Source organism: Pseudomonas hefeiensis (assembly GCF_030687835.1).
GTDB classification, from domain to species: domain Bacteria; phylum Pseudomonadota; class Gammaproteobacteria; order Pseudomonadales; family Pseudomonadaceae; genus Aquipseudomonas; species Aquipseudomonas hefeiensis.
Genome location: NZ_CP117449.1, coordinates 2,984,140 through 3,000,158, shown reverse-complemented (window position 1 = coordinate 3,000,158; position 16,019 = coordinate 2,984,140). Strand labels below are relative to the sequence as shown.

Below are 16,019 nucleotides of genomic sequence, written 5' to 3'. Positions count from 1 at the left end.
GCTTTCGCGAGCAAGCCCGCTCCCACAAGGGCGCATCAGTTCGCTGCGGCCTGGGATTCGGCCAATTGCGACCACAGTGCCGGAGCACCGGCAGATTTGGCGATGGCTTCCAGACGTGCGGCATGTTCGGCCAGGTCGTTTTCGCTGGCTCGAATGATCCGGCTTGGCTTGCGGTCGGCGGGCAAGCGTCGAATTTCCGTGGCCTGGTTACCCGAACCTTCACCCGTGCCATTGCCATCGGAGGCGTTGCCAGCCAGCGACAGACTGGTCTGGCCGCCTGTCATGGTCAGGTAGACGTCGGCAAGAATCTCCGAGTCAAGCAAGGCGCCGTGCAGTTCACGGCCGGAGTTGTCGACCCCATAACGCTTACACAAGGCATCGAGGCTGTTGCGCTGCCCCGGGTGCCGCTCCCGGGCCATCATCAGGGTGTCGAGGATGGAGCAGTGCTGAGTGATATCGGCCCGGTCGTGCTGCCCCATCAGGGCAAATTCGTTGTTGATGAAACCAACGTCGAACGCCGCGTTATGGATGATCAGCTGCGCACCCTGGATGAACTCGAAAAACTCGTCGGCTACTTCGGCGAAGCGCGGCTTGCCCACCAGGAACTCGTTGGTGATGCCATGCACGCCGATGGCGCCTTCGTCACTTTCGCGGTCCGGTTGCAGGTAGACATGGAAATGGCGACCGGTCAGGCGCCGGCCGATCAGTTCGACACAGCCGATTTCGATAATCCGGTGACCATCGGTCACCGGCATGCCGGTGGTTTCGGTATCCAGTACTACAGATCTGTTGGCCATCAGTGTTCAGCTCTCAACGGGCATGCTTGCAAAAAGCGCTGATGTTAACACGCTCCGATAGCTAGGGGACTTACCTGAAACCTGGCTTATGGGAGCGAAGCTGTGGGAGCAAAGCTTGCTCGCGATGAAGATAATGCGGTCGTTCAGGAAAACCAGAGCGCCTGTGTCGCGAGCAAGCTTTGCTCCCACACAAGCTCCCTCGCCTCATCCTGTTCAGGCCCCGACAACACTCGTATCAAGCCTGCTTAAAACCCCGCACCTCATCCACCCCACGGTTGGCCAACTGGTCGGCCCGTTCGTTACCGTGATGGCCAATATGGCCGCGCACCCATTTCCAGGTGACGTTATGACGGTTGACCTGCTCGTCGAGCTGCTTCCAGAGATCGGCGTTCTTCACCGGTTCTTTCGCTGCGGTTTTCCAGCCGCGCTTCTTCCAGTTGGCCATCCACTCATTAATGCCTTTCATCACATACTGCGAGTCGGTTACCAGCAATACGTCGCAGGAGCGCTTGAGCTCTTCCAGACCCCGAATGGCGCCCATCAGCTCCATGCGGTTGTTGGTGGTATTGGTTTCACCACCCCAAAGCTCCTTCTCAACACCCTTGCACACCAGCAACGCCCCCCAGCCACCCGGGCCGGGGTTGCCCTTGCAGGCGCCGTCAGTGAAGAGTTCTACGCTATCGCTCATGCCAATCCATCCAGAAAAAATGCAAAGGCCTGCCGGACGGGAACGACAATACCCGCAACCGAGATACCGGCCAGACCATCAGAAAAAGTTTACGGCTCGATGTGGCGACGATTGACCTTGGCCATCGGCAAGGGAATCAGCTTGCCCATCGGCTCGCGTCGCGCCTGACGCACCGGGCGCAGGCCGACTGCGATCTTGCGCGCCACCAATAAATAGAAGCCGCCGCCGGACAGTTGCCAGTCACCGGCCTTGCGCTCCCAGCCGGCCAGACGGGCCTGCCACTTGGGCGACGCAAGCGGCGGACGATAGCATCCGAAGCGGCGTTTCTCCAGCGCGAAGCCCAGCAGGTTGAGCCAGTCGCCGACCCTTGACGCCGAGATGCAGCGAGCCTGGCGCAACGCATCGTGAGCAAAAACGTGGCGCAAGCCCCAACTACTCCAGGGATTGATGCCGATGATCAGCAGGTGCCCGCCGGGCCGCACACTGCTGGCGGCTTCGCGCAGCAATCCGTGAGGCGAGAGACAGAAATCCAGGCCATGTTGCATCACGACCACGTCGGCGGCATGCTCGCTCAACGGCCAGGCCTGCTCCTCGCAGACAATCTCCACACCGGGCAATGGCGCGCCCAGGCGTACATTACGCTGGACCTGCGGCGCCGACGGCGGCGTTTGCGCCGATGGACCGTAGTGCACCAGATAGCCACCAAAGAACCGGCCCAGCTCGTCTTCGAGCATGCGCCGCTCTTCTTCCAGCAAAAACTGCCCGATAGGGCCGGACAGCCACTCACGGGCCGCGCTGATCAATGCCAGCCAGTCAGGATCAGCCTGAGCGAACGCTTCATCGGTCATTGCATTCTCCAACGCGTCAGGAAGTTCTAAGATGCGCCTTTGTTTTCTGCTTGGCGAATTCCGCGATGATACAGATCAGTGCCCTGCCCGCGTTCACCGATAACTACATCTGGTTGTTACAGGACCACGCCACTCAACGCTGCGCCGTAGTCGACCCTGGTGATGCCACGCCGGTGCAGGCCTGGCTCGACGCCCATCCGGGCTGGGTCTTGAGCGACATCCTGATCACCCACCATCATCACGACCATGTCGGCGGCGTCCAGGCGCTGAAAAACGCGACACACGCCACCGTCTACGGCCCGGCCAGTGAAAATATCCCGGCGCGGGACGTGGCGCTTCAGGACAACGACCAGCTCAGCGTGCTCGGCTGGGACTTCGATGTCTACGCAGTGCCCGGCCATACCCTGGGCCATATCGCCTATTACCATCACGGCCTGTTGTTCTGTGGCGACACCCTGTTCGCCGCCGGTTGTGGCCGGCTCTTCGAAGGCACGCCTGGACAAATGCATCAGTCCCTTAGCCGCCTTGCCTCGCTGCCTGAGGATACGCTGGTCTATTGCACCCATGAATACACGCTCAGCAATCTGAAGTTCGCCGCTGCGGTGGAGCCGGGCAACCCGGACATTGCCGCCCGCCTGGAAAAAGTCGGCCAGCAACGCAACGCCGGCGTCATGACCCTGCCCTCGACCCTGGCGCTTGAAAAGCTCACCAATCCATTTTTGCGCACGACTGAAACATCCGTTAAACAAAAAGCAGACGAACGGAATGGCCAGCGCAACGAGACGCCAAGTGAGGTTTTTGCGGCCTTGAGGGCATGGAAAGATAAGTTCTAAGGCAGCAGGTGATTGATACAAAAATTCTGAATGGTTGACCTGTCGGGGTGCGCTTCCTAGAATCGGCCGACATTTTTGCCCGGAACTTACTTCCAGCCAATGTCGTCATCTATACGTAAGTCCGTCCAGTCAGACACATTGACCCGCCTGGCCCAAGCTATTGCAGTGGCTGTGTCCGCCACTCTGGCGGGCTGTCAGAGCACGAGCCAGGTGCCGCAGGCCGATGTGGCTCACACACCGAATATCGCCGCGCGGGCCAAACAAAAGCCTATCTGGCTCACTGAAAAACCCGCACCTCAAGCGCCCCAGGACGTCTGGGAACGCATGCGCCAAGGCTTCCAGCTGCAGGAAACCGCCGCCGTCAACCCGCGTATCGAGCAACAGCGCCTGTGGTTCGCCAGCAATCCATCCTTCCTGGAAAACGCCGGCGAACGTGGCAGCCTCTACATTCATTACATCGTTGAGCGCCTTGAAGAACGCAACATGCCGCTGGAGCTGGCGCTGCTGCCGGTGATCGAAAGCGCCTACAACCCCATGGCTTATTCCCGGGCCCATGCGGTGGGTCTGTGGCAGTTCATCCCGTCCACGGGGCGCTACTTCAACCTGCGCCAGACCCGCTTCTATGACGGGCGTCGTGACATCACCGCCTCCACCACCGCCGCGATGGACTACCTGACGCGCCTGCACGACATGTTCAACGGCGACTGGCTGTTGGCGCTGGCTGCTTACAATGCGGGTGAAGGGACGGTCAGCCGTGCCATCGAGCGCAACGAAAAGCTCGGCCTGCCCACCGATTACTGGAACCTGCCGCTGCCCAGCGAAACCCAGGCCTATGTGCCGAAGTTGCTGGCATTGTCCCAGGTCGTACTGTCTCCCGAGGCCTACGGGGTCAACCTCAACCCGATCGCCAACGAACCGTATTTCCAGGTCGTCGAGATCAACCAGCGCATGGACCTGTCCAAGGTCGCAGCGGTGGCCGATATCGACGAAGACGAACTGTTCCAGCTCAACCCGGCCTTCAAGCAGCGCACCACCATCGACGGTCCGCAGCACCTGCTGGTGCCCACGTCCAAGGCCCAGTTGCTGACCGCCAGCCTGTCCACCATGCGTCCGGAAGAACTGATCAGCAAACGATCGCTCAAACCGGTTTTTGAAACAGCCGGAGGCAGTTCCGTCCAAGGCGCCAAGCGCACCTACCGGGTCAAACGCGGCGATACCCTGAGCCAGATCGCCAGGACCCACAAGGTTCAGACCAAAGACTTGCAACGCTGGAACAAGTTGAGCGGCAACAAGCTCAAGATTGGCCAGGCCCTGGTCATGCAGGACACCCGCAAGCGCACCAGCACCGTGGTCGCCGCCAACAGCAAGAGCAAAAAGAAGCAGACCCAATACAAGGTCAAGCGAGGCGACTCGCTGTACGTGGTCGCCAAGCGCTTCAACGTGGAAATGCAGCACCTCAAGCGCTGGAACCCGCGGGTAGGCAAGGCACTGAAGCCGGGGCAGATGCTGACGGTTTACTCTCCGCACTGATACCGGGGCTCCTGTAGCTAGGGGCTTGTTGTGGCGAGGGGATTTATCCCCGCTGGGCTGCGAAGCAGCCCCCTGGTTCTATCTGGTACACCGAGTTGTCAGATTTTAGGGCCGCTTCGCGCCCCAGCGGGGATAAATCCCCTCGCCACAAGCCACCGCCTTTTTCCTGCCGATACAAGCTGTTACTGTACAGGCCATAAAGCCCAAGCCGCCGGGATCGGATCTCAGACTTGATACGTCCCCGCCTCCTGCTCCTGATCAGCCTGGCCTTGAGCTCCCCCGCCGGCGCAACCATCAGCGAAAGCCATGGTTATGCCCAGTTCGGCACGCTCAAGTACCCGGCCAGATTCACCCACTTCGACTGGGTCAACCCGCAAGCGCCTAAGGGCGGTACCTTGCGGGTCATGGCATTCGGCACCTTCGATACGCTCAACCCCTACACATTCAAGGGCAGCAGCCCGGTTTCGACCGCCAACTTCTTGCAGTACGGCATCAACGAGCTGAACGAACCGCTGATGGTCGGCACCGGCCAATATGCGCCGTCCGGCGACGAGCCGACGTCGAGCTATGGCCTGATCGCCCGGTCGGTGGAATACAGCGAAGATCGCAGTTGGGTGGTGTTCAACCTCAGACCCGAAGCCCGCTTTCACGATGGCGTGCCGATTACCGCCTATGACGTGGCGTTCTCCTATCGAACGCTACTCAAGGAAGGCCATCCGCAGTACCGCACCAACCTTCAGGAAGTGCTGCGGGTCGACATCCTCAACCCGCTGAAGATCCGTTTTGTGTTCAAGCGCACGGGCAACCCACTGCTGATCCTGCGCCTGGGTGAGTTACCGGTGCTGCCCCAGCATTACTGGAAAGACCGCGATTTCAAGGCCACCACCTTCGAGCCGCCCTTGGGCAGCGGCCCTTACCGGATTACCAAAGTGCAGCCTGGTCGCCAGTTGGTGTTTGAACGGGTCAAGAATTACTGGGGCAAGGACCTGCCGGTCAATCGCGGCAAATACAACTATGACCGGATGGAGGTGGAGTTCTATCGTGACAGTGAAGTGGCTTTCGAAGCCTTCAAGGCCGGGGAATTCGACATCTACATTGAACACCAGGCCAAAAACTGGGCCAACGGCTATCAGTTCCCGGCGGTCAACCGCGGCGATGTAATCAAGGCACAGATTGCCCACAAGATCCCGACCCAGACCCAGGGTCTGTTCATGAATACCCGGCGCAGCACGTTTGCCCAGGTCAAGGTTCGTGAGGCCCTGGGGATGATGTTCGACTTCGAATGGACCAATCGCACGTTGTTCAGCGGTGCCTACAAACGCACCCTCAGCTATTACCCCAACAGTGAATTCTCCGCCAGCGGCCTGCCGGTGGGTCACGAATGGCTACTGCTCAAGCCATATCGGGAACAACTGCCGCCCCAATTGCTCACCCAACCCTTCAGCCTGCCCCGGACCGACGGCCGGGGCATTCCCCGGGAAACCCTGCGCAAAGCCCTGGGGTTATTGAAGGAAGCCGGATGGACCATCCACGGCCAGCGCCTGCTCAACGCCGACAGCCAGCCCCTGCGCTTCGAGATCCTGCTGGTGAACCCAAATCTGGAGCGCATCCTGCAGCCCTACGTGGAAAACCTCGCCAGCATCGGCATCCAGGCCCGCCTGCGTACGGTGGATCGCGCGCAATACAAGCAGCGCCTGGACCAATTCGACTTCGACATGATCCTGCTGACCTTGGGTCAAACCCTCAGTCCGGGCCTTGAGCAATGGCAGTACTTCCATTCCAGCCAGGCGGGGGTCAAGGGCAGCAAAAATTACGCCGGCATCAACAACCCGGTGGTCGATCACCTGCTGGAAAAGCTATTGTCTGCCCGTACCCGCGACGAACAGGTCGCCGCCGGCAAAGCCCTGGACCGCGTGCTGCTGTGGCAGCACTACTGCATCCCTAACTGGTATCTCAATTATCATCGCCTGGCCTACCGTAACCGGTTTGCCTTTGTCACCACGCCGCCCTACACCCTGGGCTTGAGCGCATGGTGGCTGAAATCTTCGGAGAAAGATCAATGAAGCCTTTACGCGCCCTGCTCCTGCAGGCCAGCGGCCTGTTGTTCGCAGGACTGGCCTGTGCCGCACCGCAGCACGCCTTGACCTTGTACAACGAGCCGCCGAAATACCCGGCCAACTTCAAGCATTTCGACTATGTGAACCCTGACGCCCCCAAGGGAGGGATTTTTCGTCAGGGCGGGTTTGGTGGCTTCGACAGCCTCAACCCGTTTATCAGCAAGGGGGTCCCCGCCGATGACATCGGCCTGATCTACGACACCCTGGCCAAGCAAGGCCTGGACGAACCCTTTACTGAATATGGCCTGATCGCCGAAAAAATCGAGAAAGCCCCGGACAATGCCTGGGTGCGTTTCTACCTGCGACCCGAAGCCCGCTTCAACGACGGCCATCCCGTACGCGCCGAAGACGTCGTGTTCAGCTTCCAGACCTTGACCAAGGACGGCGCCCCGATGTTCCGCGGTTATTACAACGACGTCGCCGAAGTGATCGCCGAAGAACCGCTCAAGGTATTGTTCAAGTTCAAGCACACGAATAACCGCGAACTGCCGCTGATCCTCGGCCAACTACCGGTATTGCCCAAGCATTGGTGGGCCGGGCGCGAATTCAACAAGGGCAACCTGGAGATCCCTCTCGGCAGCGGTCCCTACAGGGTCGCCGAAGTAAAGGCCGGGCGCTCGATCCGCTATGAACGCGTGAAGGACTACTGGGGCAAGGACCTGCCGGTCAACCGCGGTTTCTACAACTTCGACGTGCTGACCACCGATTACTATCGCGACAACACCGTAGCGGTCGAGGCACTGAAAGCCGGGCAGTTCGATTTCTGGCTGGAAATGGCCGCCAAGAATTGGGCCAACGCCTACAACATCCCGGCCGTGACCGAAGGCCGGTTGATCAAGGAACAGATCCCCAACGGCAACCCCACCGGCATGCAGGGCTTTGTCTACAACCTGCGCCGCCCGGTCTTCCAGGACGTGCGGGTGCGCAAGGCCTTGAACCTGCTGCTGGACTTCGAATGGACCAACAAACAACTGTTCCACGGTGCCTACGCCCGCACGCGCAGTTATTTTGAAAACTCCGAGATGGCCGCCACCGGCCTGCCCGGTGAGGACGAACTGAAGATCCTCGAGCCCCTGCGCGGGAAAATTCCCGAGCAGGTTTTCACCCAGGCGTTCCAGCCTTCGGTATGCGACGGCAGCGGCATGATCCGCGACCAGCAGCGCAAGGCCTATCAATTGCTGCAGGAGGCCGGCTGGCGCATCGTCGACGACAAGATGGTCGATGCCCAGGGCAAACCCGTGGTACTGGAATTCCTGCTGGCCCAGACCGAATTCGAGCGGGTGCTGCTGCCATTCAAGCGCAACCTCAGTGACCTGGGCATCGAACTGGTGATCCGCCGGGTCGACGTGTCCCAATACATCAATCGCGTGCGCTCGCGGGATTTCGACCTGATAGTGGGCAGCTTCCCGCAGTCCAGCTCACCGGGTAACGAACAGCGCGAGTTCTGGATGTCAGCCGCCGCCGATAATCCCGGCAGCCGCAATACCATGGGCCTGAAAGACCCGGCCGTCGACCAACTGGTGGAACAACTGATCAACGCCGACTCACGCAAGAGTCTGGTGGCCCACGCCCGGGCGCTGGACCGGGTGCTGCAATGGGGCTACTACGTGATTCCCAACTGGCACATCAAGACCTGGCGCGTAGCCTACTGGAACCACATCGGCCATCCGAAAATCACGCCGACCTACGACATTGGCACCACGACCTGGTGGGTCAAGCCAGAAATCAAGCCTTCCATCGAGGTGGAAAAACAGGTCGTCGAGCAAAAAATCGTCGTCCCGGCGAGTGTGGAGTAACCGATGCTGGCTTATATCTTTCGGCGTCTGTTGCTCATCATCCCGACTCTGTTTGGCATCCTGTTGATTAACTTTCTGATCATCCAGGCCGCGCCAGGCGGGCCGGTGGAGCAGATGATCGCCAAACTCGAAGGTTTCGAAGGCGCCACCAGCCGCATTGCCGGTGGTGGTGCCGAAGTGTCGGTGGCCGGCTCCACCTATCGCGGAGCCCAGGGTCTGGACCCGGCGCTGGTCAAGGAAATCGAGCGCATGTACGGCTTCGACAAGTCGGCGCCGGAACGCCTGTGGATCATGATCAAGAATTACGCTCGCCTGGATTTCGGTGACAGTTTTTTCCGAGACGCCAAGGTCATCGACCTGATCAAGGAAAAAATGCCGGTGTCCATTTCGCTAGGGCTGTGGAGTACGCTGATCATGTACCTGGTGTCGATCCCGCTGGGGATCGCCAAGGCGACGCGTCACGGCAGTCACTTCGACGTCTGGACCAGTTCGGCGATCATCGTCGGCTATGCCATCCCGGCATTTCTGTTTGCCATCCTGCTGATCGTGGTGTTTGCCGGCGGCAGCTATTTCAACTGGTTCCCGTTGCGGGGCCTGACGTCCAACGATTTCGACGAACTGAGCATGGGCGGCAAGATCCTCGACTACTTCTGGCACCTGGCCTTGCCCGTGACGGCCCTGGTGATCGGCAACTTTGCCACCATGACCCTACTGACCAAGAACAGCTTCCTCGATGAAATCAACAAGCAATACGTGGTCACCGCCAAGGCCAAGGGCCTGACCCGCAACCGAGTGCTCTACGGTCATGTGTTCCGCAACGCCATGCTGCTGGTGATTGCCGGCTTTCCCTCGGCGTTCATCGGAATCTTCTTCACCGGTTCTTTGTTGGTAGAGGTGATTTTTTCCCTTGATGGCCTCGGACTGATGAGTTTCGAGGCGGCAATCAACCGTGACTACCCGGTGGTCTTTGGCACCCTGTTCATCTTCACCCTGCTGGGGCTGGTGGTGAAACTGATCGGTGACCTGACCTACACCTTTGTCGATCCACGTATCGACTTTGAAAGCCGGGAGCATTGAGATGAACCTGTCCCCCCTCAATCGCCGCCGTTTCGAGCTGTTCAAGGCCAACAAGCGAGGCTGGTGGTCGCTGTGGCTGTTCCTGATCCTGTTCGGGCTCAGCCTGGGCGCCGAGTTGATCGCCAATGACAAGCCGCTGGCGGTGCATTACGACGACGGCTGGTACTTCCCGGCCCTCAAACGCTACCCGGAAACCACGTTCGGCGGCGAATTTCCGCTGGAAGCCAACTATAAGAGCCCGTACATCCGCGATCTGCTGGCCGCCAAGGACGCGTGGGTGCTGTGGGCACCGATCCCGTTCAGCTACCAGAGCATCAATTACGACCTGAAGGTCCCCGCCCCGGCGCCGCCCTCCTCGGTCAACTGGCTGGGCACCGACGACCAGGGCCGAGATGTGCTGGCCCGGGTGATCTATGGCTTCCGTGTGTCGGTGCTGTTTGCCCTGACACTGACTGTCCTCAGCTCGATCATCGGCGTGATCGCCGGCGCCTTGCAGGGCTTTTATGGCGGCTGGGTCGACCTGGCCGGCCAGCGCTTCCTGGAGATCTGGTCGGGGCTGCCGGTGCTTTACCTGCTGATCATCCTGGCCAGCTTCGTGCAGCCGAACTTCTGGTGGTTGCTGGGCATCATGCTGCTGTTCTCCTGGATGAGCCTGGTGGACGTGGTCCGCGCCGAATTCCTGCGCGGACGCAACCTGGAGTACGTGCGGGCCGCGCGGGCATTGGGCATGCAGAACGGCGCGATCATGTTCCGCCACATTCTGCCCAACGCCATGGTCTCAACCATGACGTTCATGCCGTTCATTCTCACCGGGGCCATCGGCACCCTCACGGCCCTGGACTTCCTCGGGTTTGGCTTGCCTCCGGGCGCCCCGTCCCTGGGCGAACTGGTGGCGCAGGGCAAATCCAACCTGCAGGCGCCCTGGCTCGGCATCAGCGCGTTCGCCGTGCTGGCGATCATGCTGAGCCTGCTGGTATTCATCGGCGAGTCCGCTCGCGATGCCTTCGACCCGAGGAAGTGAAATGAATCAGGACAATCTGATCGAAGTGCGCGACCTGGCGGTGGAGTTCATTGTCGGCGAACGTCGCCAACGGGTCGTCGAAGGCGTCAGTTTTGACATCAAGCGTGGCGAAACCATGGCCCTGGTCGGCGAAAGCGGCTCAGGCAAGTCGGTGACCGCCCACTCGATCCTGCGGTTGCTGCCCTACCCGCTCGCCCACCACCCAAGCGGGACCATCCAGTACGCCGGCCAGGATTTGCTGGGTCTGAAAGAAAAAACTATCCGCCATATCCGAGGCAACCGGATCGCGATGATCTTTCAGGAGCCGATGACGTCCCTCAATCCGCTGCATTGCATCGAGAAGCAGATCAACGAAGTGCTGGGCATTCACAAGGGCCTGTCCGGTAAGGTCGCTACCCGTCGCACCCTCGAATTGCTGGAACTGGTGGGCATCCCCGAGCCGCAAAAGCGCCTCAAGGCCCTGCCCCACGAACTGTCCGGCGGCCAGCGGCAGCGGGTGATGATCGCCATGGCCCTGGCCAACGAGCCGGAACTGCTGATTGCCGACGAACCGACCACGGCACTGGACGTCACCGTCCAGCTGAAAATCCTCGAGTTGCTCAAGGAGCTGCAGGCGCGATTGGGCATGTCGCTGCTGCTGATCAGCCACGATTTGAACCTGGTGCGAAGAATTGCTCATCGCGTATGTGTCATGCAGCGTGGTTGCATCGTCGAACAGGCATCGTGCGAAGAGCTGTTCCGCGCGCCGCAGCATCCGTACACTCGGGAACTGCTGGCCGCCGAGCCCAGCGGCAACCCGGCGACCAATGTTGTCGGCCCGCCGCTGTTGCAGGTCGAGGACCTGAAAGTCTGGTTCCCGATCAAAAAAGGCCTGTTCAAACGCACGGTCGATTATATAAAGGCCGTGGACGGTATCCGCTTCAGCCTGCCCCAGGGCCAGACCCTGGGCATCGTTGGCGAAAGCGGCTCCGGCAAGTCCACCTTGGGGCTGGCGATCTTGCGACTGATTGGCAGCCAGGGGGGAATCCGGTTTGAAGACAAGCAGCTGGACTGCCTGTCGCAGCAACAGGTCCGGCCGCTGCGCCGGGAGATGCAAGTGGTGTTTCAGGACCCGTTCGGCAGCCTGAGCCCACGGATGTGTGTAAGCCAGATCGTCGGCGAAGGCCTGCGGATCCACAAGATCGGCACCGCCGCTGAGCAGGAACAAGCGATAATCGCGGCATTGAAGGAGGTAGGCCTGGATCCGGAAACCCGGAACCGCTACCCCCATGAATTTTCCGGAGGGCAGCGGCAGCGTATCGCCATTGCCCGGGCCCTGGTGCTCAAGCCGGCGTTGATTCTGCTGGATGAACCGACGTCGGCCCTGGACCGTACCGTGCAACGCCAGGTGGTGGAGCTGTTGCGGTCGCTGCAAACCAAGTACAACCTGACGTACCTGTTTATCAGCCATGACCTGGCTGTCGTCAAAGCGCTAAGCCACCAGTTGATGGTGGTCAAGCATGGCCAAGTGGTCGAACAAGGTGATGCCCGCAGCATATTCGCCGCGCCGCAACACCCCTATACACAGCAGTTGCTGGAGGCCGCTTTCCTGGCCCCAACAACTGCCGAATAACCTGAAAGAGGAGCAACACATGGGTTTTCTCGCCGGTAAGCGCGTACTGATCGTCGGTGTCGCCAGCAAGCTGTCCATCGCATCCGGCATCGCCGCCGCCATGCATCGCGAGGGCGCTGAGCTTGCCTTCACTTATCAGAACGACAAACTCAAGGGGCGCGTCGAAGAGTTCGCACAAGGCTGGGGCTCGAACCCTGAGCTGTGCTTTCCATGCGACGTGGCCAGCGATGAAGAAATCGCCAAGGTTTTCGAAGAACTGAGCAAGAAGTGGGACGGCCTGGACTGCATCGTGCACTCCGTGGGCTTTGCCCCGGGCGACCAACTGGACGGCGACTTCACCGAAGCCACCACCCGCGAAGGCTTCCGCATTGCCCACGACATCAGCGCCTACAGTTTCGTAGCCCTGGCCAAGGCCGGTCGCGAAATGATGAAAGGCCGCAATGGCAGCCTGCTGACCCTGTCGTACCTGGGCGCCGAGCGCACCATGCCAAACTACAACGTGATGGGCATGGCCAAGGCTTCCCTGGAAGCAGGCGTGCGCTACCTGGCCGGTTCCCTGGGCCCGGATGGCACCCGCGTCAACGCCGTATCGGCCGGTCCGATCCGCACCCTGGCCGCTTCCGGCATCAAGAACTTCCGCAAAATGCTGGCCGCCAACGAAGCACAGACGCCGCTGCGTCGCAACGTCACCATCGACGAAGTCGGCAACGCCGGCGCCTTCCTGTGCTCGGACCTGGCTTCGGGCATCAGCGGTGAAATCATGTACGTGGACGGCGGGTTCAACACTACCGCCATGGGTAACATCGAAGAGTAATCTTCACGCCACGTCCGATGCGTAAAAAGCGCCGTTTGTCCTGAAAAGGGCAAGCGGCGTTTTTTATTCCCGCCTGGTGATAGCGGCGGGTCAGCTTGCATGCGTATTGAATGTGCCAGCGCTATCGCGAGCAGGCTCGCTCCCACAGGGGATTTGTGCTTTGCCCAAAGTCTATGAGCAACTCGGGAAATGTGGGAGCGAGCCTGCTCGCGATGGCGGTGGACCTGCATACATCAAAACCTGATGTGACGCCGTCAGCGCGAGCCAGCCTGTTTTTGGATGTACATCGCCGCATCCGCATCCACCAGAAGGCTGTCGATGGACTGATGACGCTGCGGGTCGTATTCGATCTGGCCCACACTGAAACGGATGTCATAACCACGCTGCAACATCGCGTTGCGCTCGTCGAGAATTTCACCGAGCCGCGCCATGATTGCCCTGGTTTCGACATGGGAAGAGCCGGTGAGCAACGCCACGAACTCATCGCCGCCCAAACGACCGATCACATCACTTTCGCGAAAGGCGATGCGTAACACGTCGGCAAATGTTTTTAATGCCGTATCGCCCTCGGCGTGTCCATAGCGGTCGTTGATGCGTTTGAAATCGTTGAGATCGAAGAACAACAGCGTCGCCGGACGCGAGAGGCGCTCGCATACGCTCAACGCATGCTGGGCCAGCGTCTTGAAGCCACGTCGATTGGACAGCAATGTCAGTTCGTCCATGCTCGCCATCTGCACGGCAATCATTTCCTGCTCGGCCATGCTGGCAAGGTCGCGCAGCAGTTCGCGTTCTTCGTCATTGAGCTTGCGCGGCCTGGTATCGAGTAAGCACAAGGTTCCAAGTTTGCTGCCGTCGTCCAGTCCCAGCGGGTGCCCGGCGTAGAAACGAATGCCGGGTTCATCGGTGACGAACGGGTTGTCGCGAAACCGCTCGTCCTGTTGCGCGTCGCAGACCTCCATAATCTGATCCTGCAAAATGGCATGCCCACAAAATGAAACGTCGCGCCCGGACTCACTGGCGTCCAGGCCTGCGTTGGATTTGAACCACTGACGGTTGGCATCCACCAGCGACACCAGCGCAATGGGCACATCGAACAAACGCCGGGCAAGGCGAGTCAGGCGATCGAACCGCTCCTCGGGGGCAGTGTCGAGCAGTTTGAGCGAGTGCAGATTCTTGAGGCGGACGGCTTCGTTATCCGGTTTCCCTGGCGCAGGCATCGGGAACTCCATGAGGGGTGCTGGTTGAAGTCTAGCCCAGGCCCACTCCTCTTCAAACCGAACAGCCAAATCAAACAGGCATTTATCGACGGGGCCTAATACACTGCGACACAGGTTCAAGACGAGGACGCTCACCGATGAAGCCCGCCACCCATGATGCCGCCCCCCGTTTCTGGCGTGATGCGGCGCTGCCCTTCATCGAAGCCCGGGGCATCGCCGACGGACGCAAGGTCTGCTATTCGCGTCATTCCCATGACCATTTTTCCATCGGGGCAATCACGGCCGGACGCAGCACCTACCTCCATGAACAATCGAATTTCCAGGTAGAGAGCGGTACGGTCGTGTTGATGAACCCTGGCGACGTCCATGCGTGCAACCCGATCAACGATCAGCCATGGTCGTATGTGATGCTGTACGTCGACACCCAGTGGCTGACGGACTTGCAGCGCCGAATCGGCTTTGACGAGACCCTGGATTTTCAGGGTTTCGCCACCACCCACAGCCGCGACATTGAGCTGTTTGCCGCATTACAGGGCTTGTATGAACAACTGGTGGATGAGCGGATCGACATCGCCCGCAAACATGCCGAAGCCGAAGCGTTCTTCATCGACCTGCAACACCGGCTCAACCCGGCCGGGCGCCCGGACCGCGGCAGCCACCCAGCTCTGATGCGCGCGGCGCAGTTCATCCATGACCATTGCAGCGAAGCCTTGAAACTCGAAGACATCTGCGCCGCCGCACAACTTTCGCCGTCGTACCTGAGCCGGGCCTTCAAGCGCCATTACGGCATGACGCCCCATGCTTTCCTGGTCAACCGTCGCATCCAGTTTGCCCGTCGACAGTTGCGCGAAGGCAAGCTGATCGCCGACGTCGCATTGAACAGTGGGTTTGCCGACCAGGCGCATTTCCAGCGCGCCTTCAAACAACACCTGGCAGCCACACCGGGCCAATATCGCGGCTGATACCCGATCCTGCTTTTGCGAGGAGGGGTCAAGGCAACAACAAATACACCGCACTGAGCACCAGCAACCCCGCCATCGTCCGATTGAACAGGCGCATGGTCGCCGGGTTGCCCAGCCAGGCCCGTAGAAAGCTGCCGGCATAGGCCCAACAGCCCACCGAGAGGTAACAGATCACCAGGTAGATTGCCGCAAACTGCCACACCAACCGCGCTTCACCATCGGCCACGAACGCGCCCATCCCTGCCACACAAGCCAGCCACGCCTTTGGGTTGAGCCACTGCATCAACGCACCGTAGAACATCGACGGCGCCCGCCCCTCGTCTCCGTCGCCCAGGTGCCCGTTGTCCATTGCCAGTTTCCAGGCCATGAACAACAAGAAACCCACGCCCCCCAGTTGCACCACCCGCGTAAGGCCGGGCCAGCGCTGCAGCACCTCGTGCAACCCCAGGCCCATCAGCACCAGCAACAGGACAAACCCCAGGGTGGCGCCGGCCACGTGACGTAAGGTGGCACGAAACCCGAATCGCGCCCCGGAACTGAGGGCGACTATATTGACCGGCCCGGGGGTGATGGAGGCGACCAGTGCAAACGCCGCCATGGAAATAATCAGACTCATTGCATACCTTCTTCATGTCTGTGGGGTGGCGTTCAAGGTAAATTGCATGCCACTGGCGGTATTGAACAAAACTGCCCAATGACGGCCATTC

14 protein-coding genes are annotated in these 16,019 nt (G+C 60.2%); 9 read left to right on the top strand and 5 right to left on the bottom strand.

Annotated elements, in window-relative coordinates; all coding sequences use genetic code 11:
• Positions 1-35: 35 nt before the first annotated feature.
• From dnaQ to PSH57_RS13245, 3 genes are all read right to left on the bottom strand, one after another.
• The gene (gene dnaQ, locus PSH57_RS13255; protein ID WP_305390004.1) at positions 36-797 is read right to left on the bottom strand and encodes a DNA polymerase III subunit epsilon; all 762 of its coding nucleotides are present in this window, start codon (positions 795-797) and stop codon (positions 36-38) included.
• A gap of 235 nt (positions 798-1,032) precedes the next feature.
• Positions 1,033-1,485: a ribonuclease HI gene (gene rnhA / locus PSH57_RS13250; protein WP_256228430.1), complete on the bottom strand. Its 453-nt coding sequence runs from the start codon at positions 1,483-1,485 to the stop codon at positions 1,033-1,035.
• 89 nt (positions 1,486-1,574) lie between these two features.
• Entirely contained in the window at positions 1,575-2,333 is a 759-nt protein-coding gene (locus PSH57_RS13245; protein WP_305390003.1) for a class I SAM-dependent methyltransferase, read from the bottom strand.
• A 65-nt stretch (positions 2,334-2,398) separates the two neighbouring features.
• Between PSH57_RS13245 and gloB the strand changes: the two genes are divergently transcribed.
• The 8 genes from gloB to fabI all read left to right on the top strand — a co-directional run bounded on the left by gloB (position 2,399) and on the right by fabI (position 13,133).
• A complete protein-coding gene (gene gloB / locus PSH57_RS13240; protein ID WP_305390002.1) occupies positions 2,399-3,166 on the top strand; it encodes a hydroxyacylglutathione hydrolase in 768 nt (255 codons plus the stop codon).
• Positions 3,167-3,265: 99 nt separating this feature from the next.
• Complete coding sequence (locus PSH57_RS13235) at positions 3,266-4,696, top strand: transglycosylase SLT domain-containing protein (protein WP_305390001.1); 1,431 nt, start codon at positions 3,266-3,268, stop codon at positions 4,694-4,696.
• 230 nt (positions 4,697-4,926) lie between these two features.
• Positions 4,927-6,759, top strand: a complete 1,833-nt coding sequence (locus PSH57_RS13230) for an extracellular solute-binding protein (RefSeq protein WP_256228434.1) — start codon at positions 4,927-4,929, stop codon at positions 6,757-6,759.
• A complete protein-coding gene (locus tag PSH57_RS13225) occupies positions 6,756-8,609 on the top strand; it encodes an extracellular solute-binding protein (RefSeq protein ID WP_305390000.1) in 1,854 nt (617 codons plus the stop codon). Before PSH57_RS13230 ends, PSH57_RS13225 begins: the two co-directional genes overlap by 4 nt.
• Positions 8,610-8,612: 3 nt before the next feature.
• Positions 8,613-9,686 (top strand): microcin C ABC transporter permease YejB, encoded by a 1,074-nt coding sequence (locus PSH57_RS13220; RefSeq protein ID WP_305389999.1) that lies wholly within the window; start codon positions 8,613-8,615, stop codon positions 9,684-9,686.
• Position 9,687: 1 nt separating this feature from the next.
• Positions 9,688-10,707 (top strand): ABC transporter permease, encoded by a 1,020-nt coding sequence (locus PSH57_RS13215; RefSeq protein WP_305389998.1) that lies wholly within the window; start codon positions 9,688-9,690, stop codon positions 10,705-10,707.
• A gap of 1 nt (position 10,708) precedes the next feature.
• On the top strand, positions 10,709-12,319 hold the full coding sequence (locus PSH57_RS13210; RefSeq protein ID WP_305389997.1) for an ABC transporter ATP-binding protein: 1,611 nt from the start codon (positions 10,709-10,711) through the stop codon (positions 12,317-12,319).
• A 19-nt stretch (positions 12,320-12,338) separates the two neighbouring features.
• Positions 12,339-13,133: an enoyl-ACP reductase FabI gene (gene fabI / locus PSH57_RS13205; RefSeq protein ID WP_305389996.1), complete on the top strand. Its 795-nt coding sequence runs from the start codon at positions 12,339-12,341 to the stop codon at positions 13,131-13,133.
• 254 nt (positions 13,134-13,387) lie between these two features.
• Here fabI and PSH57_RS13200 read toward each other — a convergent pair whose 3' ends face one another.
• Positions 13,388-14,350 (bottom strand): GGDEF domain-containing protein, encoded by a 963-nt coding sequence (locus tag PSH57_RS13200; RefSeq protein WP_305389994.1) that lies wholly within the window; start codon positions 14,348-14,350, stop codon positions 13,388-13,390.
• Between the two features lie 137 nt (positions 14,351-14,487).
• Here PSH57_RS13200 and PSH57_RS13195 point away from each other — a divergent pair, with 137 nt between their 5' ends.
• The gene (locus PSH57_RS13195) at positions 14,488-15,312 is read left to right on the top strand and encodes a helix-turn-helix transcriptional regulator (RefSeq protein ID WP_305389992.1); all 825 of its coding nucleotides are present in this window, start codon (positions 14,488-14,490) and stop codon (positions 15,310-15,312) included.
• A gap of 28 nt (positions 15,313-15,340) precedes the next feature.
• On the opposite strand, the gene PSH57_RS13190 is transcribed toward PSH57_RS13195, so the two are convergent.
• Positions 15,341-15,928: a LysE family translocator gene (locus PSH57_RS13190; RefSeq protein ID WP_305389990.1), complete on the bottom strand. Its 588-nt coding sequence runs from the start codon at positions 15,926-15,928 to the stop codon at positions 15,341-15,343.
• Between the last annotated feature and the right edge of the window lie 91 nt (positions 15,929-16,019).

What these genes read in the sequence shown, in the direction of transcription:
- dnaQ (WP_305390004.1), bottom strand. Translation starts at nt 797, where the DNA reads ATGGCCAACAGATCTGTAGTACTGGATACCGAAACCACCGGCATGCCG.
- rnhA (WP_256228430.1), bottom strand. Translation starts at nt 1,485, where the DNA reads ATGAGCGATAGCGTAGAACTCTTCACTGACGGCGCCTGCAAGGGCAAC.
- PSH57_RS13245 (WP_305390003.1), bottom strand. Translation starts at nt 2,333, where the DNA reads ATGACCGATGAAGCGTTCGCTCAGGCTGATCCTGACTGGCTGGCATTG.
- gloB (WP_305390002.1), top strand. Translation starts at nt 2,399, where the DNA reads ATGATACAGATCAGTGCCCTGCCCGCGTTCACCGATAACTACATCTGG.
- PSH57_RS13235 (WP_305390001.1), top strand. Translation starts at nt 3,266, where the DNA reads ATGTCGTCATCTATACGTAAGTCCGTCCAGTCAGACACATTGACCCGC.
- PSH57_RS13225 (WP_305390000.1), top strand. Translation starts at nt 6,756, where the DNA reads ATGAAGCCTTTACGCGCCCTGCTCCTGCAGGCCAGCGGCCTGTTGTTC.
- PSH57_RS13220 (WP_305389999.1), top strand. Translation starts at nt 8,613, where the DNA reads ATGCTGGCTTATATCTTTCGGCGTCTGTTGCTCATCATCCCGACTCTG.
- PSH57_RS13215 (WP_305389998.1), top strand. Translation starts at nt 9,688, where the DNA reads ATGAACCTGTCCCCCCTCAATCGCCGCCGTTTCGAGCTGTTCAAGGCC.
- PSH57_RS13210 (WP_305389997.1), top strand. Translation starts at nt 10,709, where the DNA reads ATGAATCAGGACAATCTGATCGAAGTGCGCGACCTGGCGGTGGAGTTC.
- fabI (WP_305389996.1), top strand. Translation starts at nt 12,339, where the DNA reads ATGGGTTTTCTCGCCGGTAAGCGCGTACTGATCGTCGGTGTCGCCAGC.
- PSH57_RS13200 (WP_305389994.1), bottom strand. Translation starts at nt 14,350, where the DNA reads ATGCCTGCGCCAGGGAAACCGGATAACGAAGCCGTCCGCCTCAAGAAT.
- PSH57_RS13195 (WP_305389992.1), top strand. Translation starts at nt 14,488, where the DNA reads ATGAAGCCCGCCACCCATGATGCCGCCCCCCGTTTCTGGCGTGATGCG.
- PSH57_RS13190 (WP_305389990.1), bottom strand. Translation starts at nt 15,928, where the DNA reads ATGAGTCTGATTATTTCCATGGCGGCGTTTGCACTGGTCGCCTCCATC.